Annotated in this window: 13 protein-coding genes; 7 read left to right on the top strand and 6 right to left on the bottom strand. The window is 45.5% G+C overall.

Going from position 1 to position 15,540, the window contains the following annotated elements:
- Nucleotides 1-116 precede the first annotated feature (116 nt).
- The 4 genes from ACYTPF_RS18360 to ACYTPF_RS18345 all read left to right on the top strand — a co-directional run bounded on the left by ACYTPF_RS18360 (nucleotide 117) and on the right by ACYTPF_RS18345 (nucleotide 4,462).
- A complete protein-coding gene (locus tag ACYTPF_RS18360) occupies nucleotides 117-770 on the top strand; it encodes a TetR/AcrR family transcriptional regulator (protein WP_461853211.1) in 654 nt (217 codons plus the stop codon).
- A 150-nt stretch (nucleotides 771-920) separates the two neighbouring features.
- The gene (locus ACYTPF_RS18355) at nucleotides 921-1,934 is read left to right on the top strand and encodes an aspartate carbamoyltransferase (RefSeq protein ID WP_179985120.1); all 1,014 of its coding nucleotides are present in this window, start codon (nucleotides 921-923) and stop codon (nucleotides 1,932-1,934) included.
- 4 nt (nucleotides 1,935-1,938) lie between these two features.
- A complete protein-coding gene (hemL, locus tag ACYTPF_RS18350) occupies nucleotides 1,939-3,219 on the top strand; it encodes a glutamate-1-semialdehyde 2,1-aminomutase (RefSeq protein WP_461853210.1) in 1,281 nt (426 codons plus the stop codon).
- A gap of 166 nt (nucleotides 3,220-3,385) precedes the next feature.
- On the top strand, nucleotides 3,386-4,462 hold the full coding sequence (locus ACYTPF_RS18345) for an adenylate/guanylate cyclase domain-containing protein (protein WP_179982139.1): 1,077 nt from the start codon (nucleotides 3,386-3,388) through the stop codon (nucleotides 4,460-4,462).
- 87 nt (nucleotides 4,463-4,549) lie between these two features.
- Here ACYTPF_RS18345 and ACYTPF_RS18340 read toward each other — a convergent pair whose 3' ends face one another.
- The 4 genes from ACYTPF_RS18340 to glnK all read right to left on the bottom strand — a co-directional run bounded on the left by ACYTPF_RS18340 (nucleotide 4,550) and on the right by glnK (nucleotide 9,188).
- The gene (locus ACYTPF_RS18340) at nucleotides 4,550-5,476 is read right to left on the bottom strand and encodes a Dyp-type peroxidase (protein ID WP_179982138.1); all 927 of its coding nucleotides are present in this window, start codon (nucleotides 5,474-5,476) and stop codon (nucleotides 4,550-4,552) included.
- A 182-nt stretch (nucleotides 5,477-5,658) separates the two neighbouring features.
- On the bottom strand, nucleotides 5,659-7,350 hold the full coding sequence (ggt, locus tag ACYTPF_RS18335) for a gamma-glutamyltransferase (protein ID WP_461853209.1): 1,692 nt from the start codon (nucleotides 7,348-7,350) through the stop codon (nucleotides 5,659-5,661).
- Nucleotides 7,351-7,569: 219 nt separating this feature from the next.
- Nucleotides 7,570-8,817 (bottom strand): ammonium transporter, encoded by a 1,248-nt coding sequence (locus ACYTPF_RS18330; protein ID WP_118490503.1) that lies wholly within the window; start codon nucleotides 8,815-8,817, stop codon nucleotides 7,570-7,572.
- 32 nt (nucleotides 8,818-8,849) lie between these two features.
- Entirely contained in the window at nucleotides 8,850-9,188 is a 339-nt protein-coding gene (gene glnK / locus ACYTPF_RS18325; protein ID WP_012516988.1) for a P-II family nitrogen regulator, read from the bottom strand.
- Between the two features lie 215 nt (nucleotides 9,189-9,403).
- Here glnK and ACYTPF_RS18320 point away from each other — a divergent pair, with 215 nt between their 5' ends.
- Nucleotides 9,404-10,273 (top strand): hypothetical protein, encoded by an 870-nt coding sequence (locus tag ACYTPF_RS18320; protein ID WP_461853208.1) that lies wholly within the window; start codon nucleotides 9,404-9,406, stop codon nucleotides 10,271-10,273.
- Nucleotides 10,274-10,345: 72 nt separating this feature from the next.
- Here the strand turns inward: ACYTPF_RS18320 and ACYTPF_RS18315 are convergent, their stop codons facing one another.
- The gene (locus ACYTPF_RS18315; RefSeq protein WP_461853207.1) at nucleotides 10,346-11,125 is read right to left on the bottom strand and encodes a helix-turn-helix domain-containing protein; all 780 of its coding nucleotides are present in this window, start codon (nucleotides 11,123-11,125) and stop codon (nucleotides 10,346-10,348) included.
- A 128-nt stretch (nucleotides 11,126-11,253) separates the two neighbouring features.
- On the opposite strand from ACYTPF_RS18315, the gene ACYTPF_RS18310 reads away from it, so the two are divergent.
- Together ACYTPF_RS18310 and ACYTPF_RS18305 are read left to right on the top strand one after the other, a co-directional pair.
- The gene (locus tag ACYTPF_RS18310; protein ID WP_461853206.1) at nucleotides 11,254-12,177 is read left to right on the top strand and encodes a DUF808 domain-containing protein; all 924 of its coding nucleotides are present in this window, start codon (nucleotides 11,254-11,256) and stop codon (nucleotides 12,175-12,177) included.
- 413 nt (nucleotides 12,178-12,590) lie between these two features.
- Nucleotides 12,591-12,875 carry a hypothetical protein gene (locus ACYTPF_RS18305; RefSeq protein WP_269918149.1) on the top strand — a complete coding sequence of 95 codons (285 nt, stop codon included), beginning with the start codon at nucleotides 12,591-12,593 and terminating at the stop codon, nucleotides 12,873-12,875.
- 283 nt (nucleotides 12,876-13,158) lie between these two features.
- On the opposite strand, the gene mrcB is transcribed toward ACYTPF_RS18305, so the two are convergent.
- Entirely contained in the window at nucleotides 13,159-15,510 is a 2,352-nt protein-coding gene (mrcB, locus tag ACYTPF_RS18300; RefSeq protein WP_461853205.1) for a penicillin-binding protein 1B, read from the bottom strand.
- Between the last annotated feature and the right edge of the window lie 30 nt (nucleotides 15,511-15,540).

Genomic DNA, 15,540 nt, shown 5'->3' with positions numbered 1-15,540 from the left:
ACCAATTCGGCGTGTGCTTTAGGCTATATTTGCATACTTATTGTGCTATGCTAGTATATAAATACTAGACCGTCCAGTTTGATATTTAAATATTCTGCAATAAAGTGAGAACGTACGTGGCTACCATCAAAAAGCAAGGCCGTCCCAAAAGTGAAGAAAAATATCACCTCATATTACACGCTGCGTCTTGCCTATTTTTAAAAGAAGGGTTTGCTAGCACGTCAATGGACACCGTGGCTAAGGCCTCTGGAGTATCTAAACAAACGGTTTACTCTCATTTTGAGAGTAAAGATGCCCTGTTCAAAGCCGCAATCTCTTCAAAATGCCGCTCTTATCAACTCGACACTCAGCAGCTTATTGACGCCTCCTTAGGCTCGCTTTCACTGTTTGAATGCTTGCAAAAAGTGGGGTGTCAGTTTGTTCGTCTATTACAAGACCCTGAAGCTATCGCTATATTTCGCGTCATTGTTGCCGAAGCAGTAAATAGCCCCCACGTAGCCACATTGTTTTATCAAGCAGGTCCTGAGGCATCACTCGCCACACTTAGCACAGTGATAGAGAAATTTGGACAAGGTAGCTTAAGTGCTGATGTAGCGCAGCAGCTAGCCGTGGATTATTGCGCACTACTTAAAGGTGAGTACCACACCATGATGTTATGCGGCATACAGCCTCCGCTGACAGACGACGAAATCACAGCGCATGTTGATTGCGCCGCTGAAAAAATTCTGCTGCTTTTTACTCATTACACGCAGCAAAGTGGTGAAAACTGAACATTGTTCGGGCCATTTCAGACAGCACAAATACCATTTAACCAGTTGGTCAAACTGGCAAAAACGTAAAGCAAGATTAACCTTGTCCTAATGACTTAACACCTTCGGTATTATAAACTAGCGGCGTTTTCGTTGATGATTGAGAAGCGCATGTCTGACTTTACGGGTAACCACATTCTTTCGGTTGATCAATTTGATCGCGAGGCCATTGAGAAAGTCTTCTCAGTCGCCAATTCCATGAAGCCTTATGCGAAGCGGCAAAAGCGCACTACCGTACTAGACGGCGCTATTCTCGGAAATCTGTTCTTCGAACCAAGTACGCGTACCCGCGTGAGCTTTGGTACCGCTTTTAACCTTTTAGGCGGCGAAGTAAGAGAAACTACCGGTATGTCTAGCTCTGCACTTGCTAAAGGCGAATCACTTTATGATACTGCTCGAGTGCTCAGCGGCTACTCTGATATTATCGCCATGCGACACCCTGCAGCCGGCTCCGTCGCTGAGTTTGCAGAAGGTAGTAGAGTGCCTGTAATTAATGGGGGAGATGGCGCAAACGAACATCCCACACAAGCACTGTTAGACCTATTTACCATTAAACGTGAGCTTGAGTACAACGGTCACGGTGTTGATGGTTTACACATCGCAATGATTGGCGACCTGCGATACGGCCGAACGGTACACTCTTTATCACGCCTATTATGCCTGTTTAAGAATATTCGCTTCACGCTGATATCCCCGAAAGAGCTGGCCATGCCTCAGCCAGTTATTGATGCAATTGAGAACGCTGGACACCAGCTTACTATTACCGATACGCTCGAAGGAAATATGGATGCGGATATATGCTACCAGACTCGCATTCAAGAAGAGCGCTTCCCTTCTCAAGAAGAAGCGAACAAATACCGAGGTAAGTTCCGCTTAAATCAGTCGATTTACACAAAACACTTTCAGTCGAAGACCGTTATTATGCATCCACTTCCTCGTGACTCACGTATGGAAGCCAACGAATTAGATAACGATCTAAACCTTAACCCAAACCTCGCTATCTTTAGGCAAACCGACAATGGTGTGCTTGTAAGGATGGCTCTGTTTGCGCTAACGCTTGGTGTAGAGAACCTTCTGACCAAATACGAGCGCGATGTCGTTTGGTACAGCAATAAGAGTAAGTAATTACATGCAAAAATCTGAAGCCCTATTTACCCGCGCCCAAAAAACCATTCCTGGTGGCGTAAACTCACCTGTTCGCGCATTTAAAGCCGTAGGCGGCACACCCCGCTTCATTACCAAAGCTGACGGCGCTTATATGTGGGATGCGGATGGTAAGCAATACATTGACTACATCCAGTCTTGGGGGCCGATGGTACTAGGTCATAACAATGCAAAAATCCGCGAAGCAGTGATTGAAGCATCATACAGCGGCCTTTCATTCGGTGCGCCAACCGAAGCGGAAGTGATCATGGCCGAACTTGTTAGCGAGTTGGTGCCATCTATGGAGATGGTACGCATGGTTAACTCTGGCACAGAAGCCACCATGTCAGCCATTCGACTAGCTCGCGGCTACACTAGCCGCAACAAAATAGTTAAGTTTGAAGGCTGCTATCACGGTCATGCCGATTCACTTTTAGTGAAAGCAGGCTCTGGCGCATTAACCCTTGGTGTGCCTAGCTCTCCGGGCGTACCTTCCAACGTAGCCGAGCATACGCTAACGGTTGAATACAATAACCTAGATAGCGTAAAAGAAATTTTTGAAGCCCACGGCGATGATATTGCATGTATTATTGTTGAGCCAGTCGCTGGCAACATGAACTGTATCCCACCGGTGGAAGGTTTTCTTGAAGGGCTTCGCGCTATCTGCGATGAGTACGGCAGCGTACTTATTTTTGATGAAGTAATGACAGGGTTCCGCGTATCTCGCGGCGGAGCTCAGGAACGCTACAAGGTTAAACCAGACCTAACTTGCTTGGGTAAAGTTATCGGTGGCGGTATGCCTGTGGGCTGTTTCGGTGGTCGCCGCGACATCATTACTCATATTGCTCCAACCGGCCCTATCTACCAAGCCGGCACACTTTCCGGTAACCCTGTGGCTATGGCGGCAGGACTTGCTGCGTTAACCCAAATCAAACAGCCTGGTCTTTACGATTCTATATTTGAGAATACACAAAAACTCGTTGATGGATTTCAGGCACTAGCAGACAAACACAATATTAGCCTAACTACTAATATTGCTGGCAGTATGTTTGGGATATTCTTTACAGACGTAGAGAAAGTCACTAACTACAAGCAGGCGATTAACTGTAATACCGAGCAATTCAATAAGTTTTATCACGGTATGCTAGAACAAGGGGTTTATTTGGCTCCGGCTTCCTATGAAGCAGGTTTTGTCTCGAAAGCACACGATGCTGAGGTCATTGAAAAAACATTGGCTGCGGCAGATAAAGTGTTCTCAACCCTATAAGTTAATTGCCCCTTACCGTTTATTAAAAATCGGCGCTAACACTCTTTGTAAATGTAATCAAAAGTAATGTGTTAACGCCGAATTATCCTTTATACTTTCTTGGCAGCATAATTATTGACCGCATTTTTGCTGTTTTTCTGTAGGAAATTAAAAGGTGTAATTAACAATGGACTGGCAAATAAGCGCGCTTGTTGCACTTACTGTTTATAGCACTGTTATCAGTATTCTTTATGTAAGGCGAAGCAGGCGCTTCAAGTATCGACTTAGAACGGCCCTATCCCGCAACACGAGTAAGTATGAAGCAACACTGCAGGCTGCAGACGAAGCCCGGTTTCAGGCCGCTGCTGATGAAGCCTTAAAACTTACCCAAACTTTCCAGAAATTTGTACCACGCCAGTTCGTAGAACATATGGCTACCACCGATGTAGATTCATTGGAGCTTGGCTATGCTGCTGAAAACGATGTGGCCATCATGTTTTGTGATATTCGTGGCTTTGCAGGTTTTTCCGAGCGTATCACCCCACAAGAATTGATGAACTTCCTCAATTCGTATTTCACGCGAATGAATGACCCTATTCACCAAAACCGAGGCTTTATCGACAAGTTTATGGGTGACGGCATCATGGCGTTATTCGACCATCAAGGTGGCACGCCTAAAGAAAAAGCATTGGATGCGGTACAAGCTGCATTAGATTTACGTAAGGCATTAACGATTTATAACGGACATCGGAAAAACTGCGATTACGAAGCTATAAATATGGGGATAGGTATTCATTTCGGCCAAGTCATTATGGGGACCGTGGGCTCGGAAGATAGAATGGATACCACAGTTATAGGCGATAGTGTAAATATAGCCTCTCGACTAGAAGCTCTAACGCCTAAGTATCAAGCCGACATTATTGTGAGTGCTCAGGTGCTTCAAATTATCGGCCCTAACGATTCTCTTAGAACCCGCCTACTTGACTGGGTTCGAGTTAAAGGGCGAAAAGCGCCAATAGAGATATACGAAATTCTCAGCCACCTGCCAGAAAAAGAGCAGGAAAAGAAACTTGCGGTGCAAACGAAAATAGCCGCGGGTTTGGCATGTAGAATTAATCAGCAATGGGATGAATCTATTGCATACTTTGAAACGGCCTTAGCAATAAGCCCCAATGATTCACTTGTACATCACCACCTGGATGTGTGCCGTATCTACAAAAACTTAGATCTTGCCTCTGACTGGGACGGTGCTTTGGTCCTATAGTATTTATCGCGCTAACACCTTCAAGCGACTAACATCCTGATGGATGTATTCCAGCTTCTAATGAAGATGGGCATTAACTCAACACTCTCAGTTTTCCGAAAGCTTCGCTTGTTGCCGAATAAATGTCACAGAGGGTGCAAAGAAAGCAGCACCTGTTTCGGCACTGGTGAAATCTAGCCAGCGGTCGTAGTCGCCTTCTCCGTTGCCGTATATCTGACTATGCAGCATTTGCTTAAAAGGCCGCGCGCTCGCACTACAACTTACAAAGAATAACCCCTGGGAAATCATATCGCCGTAAGGCATGCCTTGCTTTATTAGTCTTGGTTCATCGCCATCAGGGGCAACCGTACTTGCTCTGACATTATGTGACGACTCTGACTGCTCACTACTGACTAAGTTATGCTCTTGCGTTGTGCCCATAACTTGCTCTTGCTGGCGGCTAGACAGGCTGTTCCATCGCCTTAAATCATGGCGATAACGCTGGACGTGAACATAGCTGCCACCGCTAAAATCAGGGTCATCTTCTCCGATAATCCCCACCTTTCTGCGCTTCATGCCACGAGGGTTATCCGCGCCATAAAGATACCCATTGAGGTCTCGCCCATCTAAATATCTAAACCCTCTTATCTGTTCAACAAGCTCTACGTGAATGCGCAATAGGTCCATCACTTCAATGCCAACGGCGTGGCAGATATCTAGCCTATCAGCGCGAATTTGAATAAAGAGATCACAGGGCATGGTGGGCGCACTTCGGTCTTCGCACTGCATATCGGGAAAGGGGGCAAGTTCAATGGGTATCAAACCCGGGTAGACTTCTGCCCAATAACCAGTACCTATGGCTACTACTCCTGTAACCATAGCCTCGTAATGCTCATTTTCGAAGTGCTCAAAAATATCCAGCACGCGAGACAATTTTGCGCGCACGGCTTGGCTATCATCGTCAATTACGTTCAGTAACAAATACTGTGCATGTAAGTTGGGCTCAGCGCAGAGGCCTTTTTGTGGTTGTGTCATTGCCGCTCTTTTTGTTATTAACGTCTTACTATGACGCTTCGCTGCTGACGAACATTCGTCACGCTTTGTATTGCGAACCTTTTTATCAATTGTAGCAACTACTTCAAACTTAAAAACCTTTTCAAGTAAAGCTAAGTTTTATTGAGCAGATAATCTATCGCTTAATATTTACTCTAGTGTGCTTAATAGCCCGCTGCTTGTCCATCTTTTCGCGTTTCTGACGCGCCAAAATAGACACCTTTTTGCTCATCCCAAGCAATGGCTTGGTAACCGCCAAATGCGCCTACAACGCGCTGTAGCTTATGCCCTCGCTCCATGAGCTCTCGTTGAACGGTTTCACTAAAGCCAGACTCTAAGCTCACATAGCCGCCATCGGTCATAAGCGCCCCAGTTGGGCTACTTGAACCACTGTGCAGTATGCGGGGAGCATCTCCCGCTTCTTGTAAATTCATACCGAAGTCGAGAATATTCACAATAATTTGTGCGTGCATTTGCGGCTGTGTCCCGCCGCCCATCACCCCAAAGCTCATTACGGGGTTGCCGTTTCTTGTTATGAAAGCAGGAATAATAGTGTGGAAAGGACGCTTGCCTGGGCGGTACTCGTTAAAGTGCCCTTCTTCAAGCGTAAACATCTCGCCTCTATTTTGAAGAATAAAACCAAGTCCAGGCGGCGTCATTCCTGACCCCATACCGCGATAGTTGCTTTGAATCAAAGACACCATATTGCCCTCTTTATCAGCAACGGTAAGGTAAATGGTATCTCCTTCATAAATGCCCGCATCAACACGATTTGCAGCGCGTTCGCTGTCAATCAGCTTTTGGCGCTCAGCGGCATATTCTTTTGAAATCAGCCAATCGACGGGAATCTCATTAAAATCTGGATCAGCGTAGAACTTAGCGCGGTCTTCAAAGGCAAGTTTTTTGGCTTCGACAAAGGTATGTATGTAGTCAGCTGAATTAAACCCCATTCCTTCGATATCGTAACGTTCTAGCACATTAAGAATCTGTAGTGCTGCGATGCCTTGTCCGTTTGGCGGAAGCTCCCATACATCGTAGCCGCGGTAGTTAGCGGAAACAGGCTCTACCCACTCAGAGGTATGTGAAGATAAATCCTGGTATGACAAAAAGCCCCCTTGGGACTTCATATAAGCATCGATAGTACGGGCGATATCCCCTTTATAAAAGGCATCACGCCCCCCAGTTGCTATCTTTTCATAGGTCACGGCTAATCCGGGGTTTTTAAAAATGTCACCCTTCTGCGGTACCTTACCATTGATAAGAAAGGTCTCTGCAAAACCATCGTAATGGCCAATTCGTTCTTGATTCATCTGCCAGTAGTAAGCAATGACCTCGGAAACTGGAAAGCCCTCACGGGCATATTTGATAGATGGCGTGAGCAACGCTGACATAGGCAGTTTGCCAAACTTCTCGTGTAGCGCAAACCAACCGTCTACAGCACCAGGGACAGATACGGGCAGAGGACCAAATTTGGGTATTTGATGAAGACCGCGTTCAGCAAAGACTTTTTTGGTTAGCTGTCTTGGCGAGCGGCCAGAAGCATTTAAACCCACCAGCTTTTCTTCTTTTGCATCCCACACAATGGCAAATAAGTCGCCGCCAATACCGCTACCTGTTGGCTCAACCAACCCCAACATGGCGTTGGCCGCAATGGCTGCGTCAACCGCGCTACCACCTTGTTTTAAAATATCCAAAGCCACTTGCGTGGCTAATGGTTGGCTAGTGGCCGCCATGCCGTTCTTTGCAATAACTTCTGAGCGACTTGCAAAGGGATGCCCCGTTATTCTGTCATAGCCTAAACAATTGATACTGAAAAAAGCCAATATCAAAGGTAGTAGTCGCACACTTTCAGTCATAACTATCCTTTTACAAAAACGTTGCCGTTGATAAATCTAGCCTAAACCCTTTAAAACATAGTGTAGCGTTATTGTCACATTACGCCTAGGGCCTTTTCTTTAGTCTTATAGCAACTAAAAAGTACATGACTTTAAACGAAAAAAGCCCCGCAACTGCGGGGCTTAAACGAAGTAATAAGGCATTATTATTGTTATTTCATTTGCCTAATCGAGACTCTCTTACGAGCGGCCGCTTGTAAAGTCTGGGTATGCTTCCAGACCACACTCGCTCATGTCTACGCCGTCGAACTCTTCTTCTTCGCTCACACGTACACCCATTACCGCTTTAATCACTAGCCATACCACTAGGCTTACTACGAATACCCATACAAAGATAGTCGCGGCGCCAATAAGCTGACCAGAGATGCTTGAACCGTCATTTGTGAAAGGTACAAGGATTAGACCTAGTAGACCAACCACACCGTGAACTGAAATTGCGCCCACTGGATCGTCAATCTTAAGTTTATCTAGTGCAACAATGCTAAGCACTACTAGGATACCGCCTAGGCCACCAAATAGAGTAGCTTGAAGGGGGGTTGGTGTAGACGGCTCGGCTGTGATTGCCACAAGACCAGCTAGCGCACCGTTAAGTACCATAGTTAGGTCAGCTTTACCGAATAGAATGCGTGCTACGATAAGTGCAGCAATTGCACCACCTGCAGCTGCAGCATTCGTGTTCATAAATACGATTGCTACTGAGTTTGCACTTTCAACAGTTGCAGTAGCCAGTACTGAACCACCGTTAAAACCAAACCAACCCATCCAAAGGATGAATGTACCTAAAGTTGCCAGCGGTAAGTTTGCACCTGGAATCGCGTTTACTTTACCGTCAGCAGTGTATTTACCCTTACGAGCACCAAGCACAAGCACGCCAGCAAGCGCCGCAGCCGCACCAGCCATGTGAACAATACCAGAGCCAGCAAAGTCAGAGAAACCTAGGTCGCCAAGCGTATACATACCGAATACGGCTTCGCCGCCCCATGTCCAAGCACCTTCCATTGGATAGATGAAACCTGTCATAACAACTGCAAATGCTAAGAATGCCCAAAGCTTCATACGCTCAGCAACCGCACCAGATACGATAGACATTGCTGTAGCAACAAAAACTACTTGGAAGAAGAAGTCAGCAGAAGGTGCGTATGTTGCTGGATCTTCAGCTACACCTGTTGCGCCGTCACCCATGATACCGCTTAGGAATGGACCCCAGTCGCCACCGCCATACATAATTCCGTAGCCGCAGATCATGTACATGGTGCAAGCAATTGCAAATAGTGCCACGTTTTTAGTTAGAATTTCTGTGGTGTTTTTCGCTCGAACTAGACCAGCTTCAAGCATCGCAAAACCTGCAGCCATCCACATAACCAGTGCACCGCAGATTAGAAAATAAAAGGTATCTAGCGCATACCCAAGTTCAAAAGTGATTTCCATTATGGTTTTCTCCGCAAATATATCGTTGTGGCTTACAGCGCGTCGCTATCCGACTCACCAGTTCGAATACGAACGGCGTGTTCAAGGTCATAAACAAACACCTTGCCGTCTCCAATTTTGCCTGTTTTGGCAGCGCCAACGATGGCTTCTACCAGGCGCTCTACTTGATCATCCTGAACAGCAATTTCCAGTTTGACTTTAGGTAGAAAATCCACCTGATATTCCGCTCCGCGGTAAAGTTCAGTGTGTCCTTTTTGACGTCCAAAGCCCTTCACTTCGGTCACGGTCAGACCGTCGATACCGATTTCTGAAATGGCTTCACGAACATCATCTAGCTTGAACGGCTTGATGATCGCTGTGACTAGTTTCATGAGTTGCTCCCAGTTTGTTTTGGTTATTCTGTGATTTATGGTCGTGTTTCCAACTACGGGAAGATAAACCAAGAGCCATGCCACAAATGTTTTCATATAAAAATCATATATATAGCCACAAACAAGCGGACCTTGCACAAAAATAATGCACATTAATGGTGCACGAGCTAAAAATTGCCCAACAATGAAGCGGCCGAAGAAAATACTGAGGTAAGGTGTCTAAAAAGAGCGATGAAATTAGGATGGAACTATTCGATAGCGTGAATGGTCTGTTGTTTACTATGACAACTATCACTCCTACTTTCTTTGCGCCTGAACGCAGCATCGAACACCATGCCCTTGCTAAAAAAACGGCGTGGCGGCCGCTATTAATTTCAGGCGGTGTACACGTATTTGGGGTGATTTTGGTTGTCTTACTTTCTCAGTTGAGTATTGATGATCAAAAAGCACGTGTAAACATTTTGGAGCGAACAGCCGAGATAAAAGCTCGCCTGTATTACCCTCCCATGCCACGACCTCAAATGACAGAAGATAAGCAGGTTGAACGCCTTAATGAAACACGTAATAACGAGCTTAAGCCTGATGTGTTTAAGAGTCCGCAAGCGACTGATAGTAAAACCAAACCATCAGAAAAAGTAGAAGCCCATCAAGAGATAAACCCAGCGACTGAGGAACAGCTAGCACCGGTTGAAAGTAAGCCGGATAAAACGCCGCCGTCCTCGAGTCTTTCCAATGATGTAAATCGACGGGCGGGTTCGTTAAACCTATCGGTTAAAGACGGGGCTGCACGCTATTTTGAAGAATATAACAACAACAAACTCGCTGAAGACGCTAAACAAGCAGCAAGAGAATTTCAAGAACAAAAAAACAGCCCTATATTAAGCGGGCCAAGCACACAGCAAATACAAGCAAAAGAAAATCGACGCCCTTCAAAGCGCGTAAACTGTAGCAGTACGACCAATAAAACCTTGGCGATATTGAGTGGGATTGCGGGTGGTAGCCTGAAATGCACCAAAATGGACGATCACAAACGTTTTATAGACGCTAGAGTGAAAAAATTACCCCAAGATGAAAATAAAAACTAGGGCGTGTTGATTATTGCTTTGCTTTTTTATAGTAGTCCGTAGCTAACGAGTGCTCCCCTTTAGCAAGGCGTATCACTTTCTCTTAAAAGTCTTTGGTGGTTGCCCGAAATACGTTTTAAACCGACGGCTGAATGCCGCAACGTCTTCATACCCCGTGGTTTGAGCTATGCTCGACATAGGCGTATCGGTATTTCTAAGCAGCGCTTTGGCTTTCTCCATCCTTATCTTCACTAGGTAATCACGTAAGCTAAGCCCAGTGGCTTGTTTAAAGCGAGTTTTGAACTGTGTGGTTCCCATACAGGCCATCTCTGAAAGCAACTGCAACGTATGCGATGCCCCTAAGTCACCATGTATATGGCTTATTACTTGGGTGATTCGCTTGTCTGCTCCCGCGCCCACCTCACTTTTTGCCAGCAATACCTGAAATAACGCAGTCATTTCATCGTGCCCGTAAAAAGCGTAATTGGTTAACTGCACTTCGACAAAACTTAAGAAAGCTTGAAGGGCGGTATTAACCTGGAAAATAGGGTTGTGTTTGTCTTGCAACTGTACTGGTACTGAACGTAAGTCGGCAACCACAAACTTTGCATTTTCGTTTGCACTAAAACTATGTACTTCGAGGGGCGCAATACACACTCCCTCCCCTACACCGACGCTGCCTGTAAAATAGTCTTGCGCTATTTCTATATGCCCGTTTACAGGCAATACTAACTGATAAAAAGGATGTGCGTGACTACGGGCTTTTCTGGCATAAGAACGAACTGAAAGCGACGGTAATTGTGTTGCTTCACCTATTTCTCTGTCGTTACTCACACTGATTCCTGCCTTTTTCTCTGATGTCACGTTATTCATAAGTTGCCAAAGGTAAGATGCTGCGCGTATTCTTTGTATGCCGCAACTACTTATCGCTTGCCGATTTGCTATGTTAGTGAAACATAAAAACAGCACACTTTATAACAACGAATACAAGGAAAATCACTGTGGCCGCAGCTAACTTACTTGCCCTACTTGATGATATTGCAACGTTAATGGATGACATCGCAACTATGTCAAAAGTCGCAGCACAAAAAACAGCGGGCGTTTTAGGTGACGATTTAGCAGTAAATGCCGATCAGGTTCAAGGGGTTAAAGCAGATAGAGAACTGCCTGTTGTATGGGCTGTTGCAAAAGGCTCGCTTATCAATAAGGCCATCTTGGTTCCCGCAGCGTTAGCCATAAGTGCCTTCATACCTTCACTTATTACCGTGTTATTGGTGCTGGGCGGATTATATTTATGTTTTGAAGGCGCTGAAAAACTGCTTCATAAATATCTCCCCCATGAAGATGAGGAAGAAATACGAGAAGCCCGAATTGAAGCGCTCTCTAAAGACGATGTTGATATGGTGGCTTTTGAACAAGATAAAATCAAAGGCGCTATACGCACCGACTTTATATTATCTGCTGAAATCATTGTTATTGCGTTAGGTACCGTGACAGATGCAACGCTCACAACGCAAATTGGTGTGTTAGTGGCACTAAGCTTAGCCATTACACTTGGCGTATATGGACTAGTCGCGGGCTTGGTTAAAATGGACGACGTGGGCCTTTACATGCTTCGTAAGTCACTAACAGGCTCAATGAACACCCTTCAACGATTTATCGGCAGAGCATTGTTAGTTGCCGCGCCCGCGCTAATGAAAACCCTTGCGGTAGTGGGTACGGTGGCAATGTTCTTGGTGGGCGGCGGCATCCTTACTCACAGCATAGGCTTTCTACATATTTTTACCGACTGGTTTACCACACTTATCCCAAGCGCATCATTGGTTATGTCTATACTGGCAGATGGCGTAGTAGGTATTGTTGCTGGCGTTATCATTGCGCTAGTAGTGACAATGGTTTCCAAATTTAAAGGCAAAAAGTCCTAGGGCCGTGCTCTGTGCTTTATCTTTTTGTTTAGTCTTTTTTCTTTTTCACCTTCTCTCTTAAGGGAGGGCGTCGCGGTTTTCTGTACCGCTGACCTTCCCTATAGCACTTTATCTAACAAAAAATACCTTAGCTCACGCTTTCTAAATCGTTGCGTTAGTCATTTTGACCACACTCATATGAAAAGCACTAAATTTTAGTATTTTTGTAATAGGCAATCTTTTTACCTACTTTCCCAAGAAAAACAAAGTTCAACAATTTCAAATACATAGACTTTTTTAACGAGTTGGCACACCCCTCGCTATAAACTAATTGTTAATTGATAACGACTTATTATCGAAACCTTTAGCAACATGATAGCTGCCACGCAGTATGTTCAAGTGCAGTGTCTAACTTACTTTTTTAGGAGATTACTATGTTTATCGGTCGCAAAACTTTCACTGCACTAACTTTAGCAACTAGCGTATTGAGCGCAGCAGCATTCGCTGACGAATCTCAGAACAACATTGTTTCACATACAGATTTTATCGTTGAAAGCGCCATGAATGACGTAAAGCAGAACTTAGCGCTGGATGTGACCTATGACGTGTTAACTACAAGTCACACATTTGAACCAGAAGTAGAAGAAGCGCGCTCATTGGTTGCAGAGATAACTATTACACCAATTGAGTCAGTCAGCTCGGACGATAACGACGCATAAGGAGAGTGCACATGTTAACCGCCGCAACCCTATTTATGATAGTACTCGGGCCGGTTATTGCGTTTGCTGTAAGTGCGCTAGTGTTTTCTACAGCGCGCCTATTCCTTCAGAAAGGGCATTGAAAACGCAATAAAAACAAATAGGTGCCGAACCGACTACCACAACTTGTTTTGCCTTCCCTGGGCCTTTTACTCCAGAGGGAGATAGAAAGCACGGACTGTACGCTAGCTATGCGTTCCCAGAGCCAAGTGATTGTGTTTTCTATCTTCTTACTGGAGTTTTTTTATCCGAATATGCGTTCCCACCAGCTTTTTTCGTCTTTATCGCTGTCCTTATCTACTGGGCGACCCGAGCAGTCTTGCTGAGGCGGAGGTAGTACATCCAAAATAGCCGGTACGCTTAAGCTTTCAGCACAACCTGCAACAACGACTGCACCGGTTTTTGCATCGAAATGCGCAATGCCCAAACCTTTCGGGAAACGTCTTGATAATGATTTAGGTGACTGAGACTTCATGTAGTTAATGAAAACGGGAAGCGCGCCACCTGCACCGGTTAAATTAACGGGTTTATTATCATCGTTACCTACCCAAACTGTGACCACATTATTTCTATCGAAACCGCTAAACCAGCTGTCGCGGTAATCATCTGTGGTTCCCGTTTTACCGGCCATGTTCACATTACCAAAGTTCCAGCCTATACGTTTCGCAGTGCCTTCTGTGGTTACTTTGTACAACGCGTAATTAAGCAGATAGGTGGCAGCCTCATCAGTTCGCTGACTAAAGAACTCCGCTTTTTTCCAAAGCAAAGCATTATCCGCTGTCACTACAGAGGTCACTGTATGAAGGGGTATATAGCGCCCGTCGTTAGATAGGGTTTGATACATTTGATTAGTGCTAAACGGTGTCAGTTCGAAGGCGCCTAGGGTTAACGACGGTACTTTATCTACTGGCGTAGTAATTCCTAAGCGCTCAATGGTATCGGCTAACGCATCTAAGCCTATCTGCATGCCTAAATTAACTGTTGGCACGTTCAAAGATTCGACTAACCCCTGAAGCAGAGGCACCTGCCCTCTGAACTCTTTATCGTAGTTTTGCGGCGACCATTCGGTGCCGTTTCTACTTTCAAGGGTGATTGGCTCGTCTTCAAGAGGTGTAGCCAGGTTAAACTGGGTGGGATCTTCTAAGGCTGTTAAATACACCGCAGGTTTAATCAAAGAACCTATTGGCCGCTTAGCATCTAGTGCTCGGTTGAAACCCTTAAATGCAAAGTCCTTACCGCCCACAATCGCGCGCACTTCACCACTTGCACTGTCGGTGACTACCATGGCACCTTGCAATGGTACGCTTCTATCTTTTTGTAGGCCATTTAGGGTGCCAGACAGTGCTTTTTCTGCCCTGCGCTGGGCGACAATATCCAATGTTGTAAACACCTTCACGCCCGAGTCTCTTAAGCTTGGCTCTGCTAAAATTTCATTCAGCTCTCGACGTACCTGCTCCATGAAAGCAGGGTGTTTGCCGCTTGCTAAACTCGCACCACTGGCAAGCCCTAACGGCATATTCACAAAACGTTCGTAGTCTTGACGACTTATTTCATTTTCATCGAACAACATGCGAAGTACTAAATCACGTCGCTCTTTTGTTCGCTCGGCATATTTGCGTGGATTGTAATAAGATGGGCCTTTAATAATGGCAACAAGCGTGGCTATTTCAGGCGTACTTAACTCGTTGGCTGGTCGGTCAAAGTAGAAATAGCTGGCAAGTCCAAAACCATGTACGGCCATGTCACCGTTTTGACCTAAAAACACTTCGTTCAAATAAGCTTCAATAATTTCTGACTTGCTGTAACGTGCGTCAATGATCACCGCCATGATAGCTTCTTTTGCCTTACGCACAATTGAGCGCTCACGGGTTAAAAACATGTTTTTAACCAACTGCTGCGTCAGCGTGCTGCCACCTTGAACCGTACGACCAGCAGCAATGTTTGCCATTAGGGCTCGCAATATTGAAAGTGGTGCAACACCATGGTGGTTATAAAAATTGCGATCTTCCACCAGCGTCAGCGCTTTAGGTAACATTTCAGGAATAGTATCGAGGGTCACAAGCATTCGATCTTCTTGCGAACCGCTTGTCATACGCGTTACTAACCAAGGTTCTAGTTTTACAGAACCATAAGGGCGCCCTTGCGATTTGTCATAGATTTCCCCAATGCGTACACCTTCCCACGTTATTACCAAGTGTCGAAGAGGCTCAGCGCCTTCAGGAAACTGAAACGCTCGGCGCTGCACGGTTAATACCTTGTTTTGATAGCTGTATTCACCGCTACTGTCAGCAAAAGTCACCTTGCGATAGCCCAGCAAATTGAGTTCATCAATGACTTCTTGTGGCGTGATCTCCTCGCCTTTACTTACTTCTAAAGGACGTGCGAAGATTTGCGCAGGCACTTCCCACTTGTTACCCGAGAACGCATGTTTAATTTGTGCGTCGAGATAAAACGCATAAGCCCCGAGCACCACTAAGCCTATTAAAGCGACTCGCCAGAATAGCTTGAAAAACCACGAGCGCTTGGCTGAGCTCTTACCCTTGTTGGTTGTTTTGCTTTTTGAAGATGATTTGTTTTGTGTCTGTTTTTTTGCCACGTGAAAACGCCATGAAGATCATTGAAGATG

The organism is Alteromonas sp. HB246098 (genome assembly GCF_054890645.1).
Note: the sequence above shows the minus strand (reverse complement) of the source record. Positions and strands in the feature narration are given on the sequence as shown.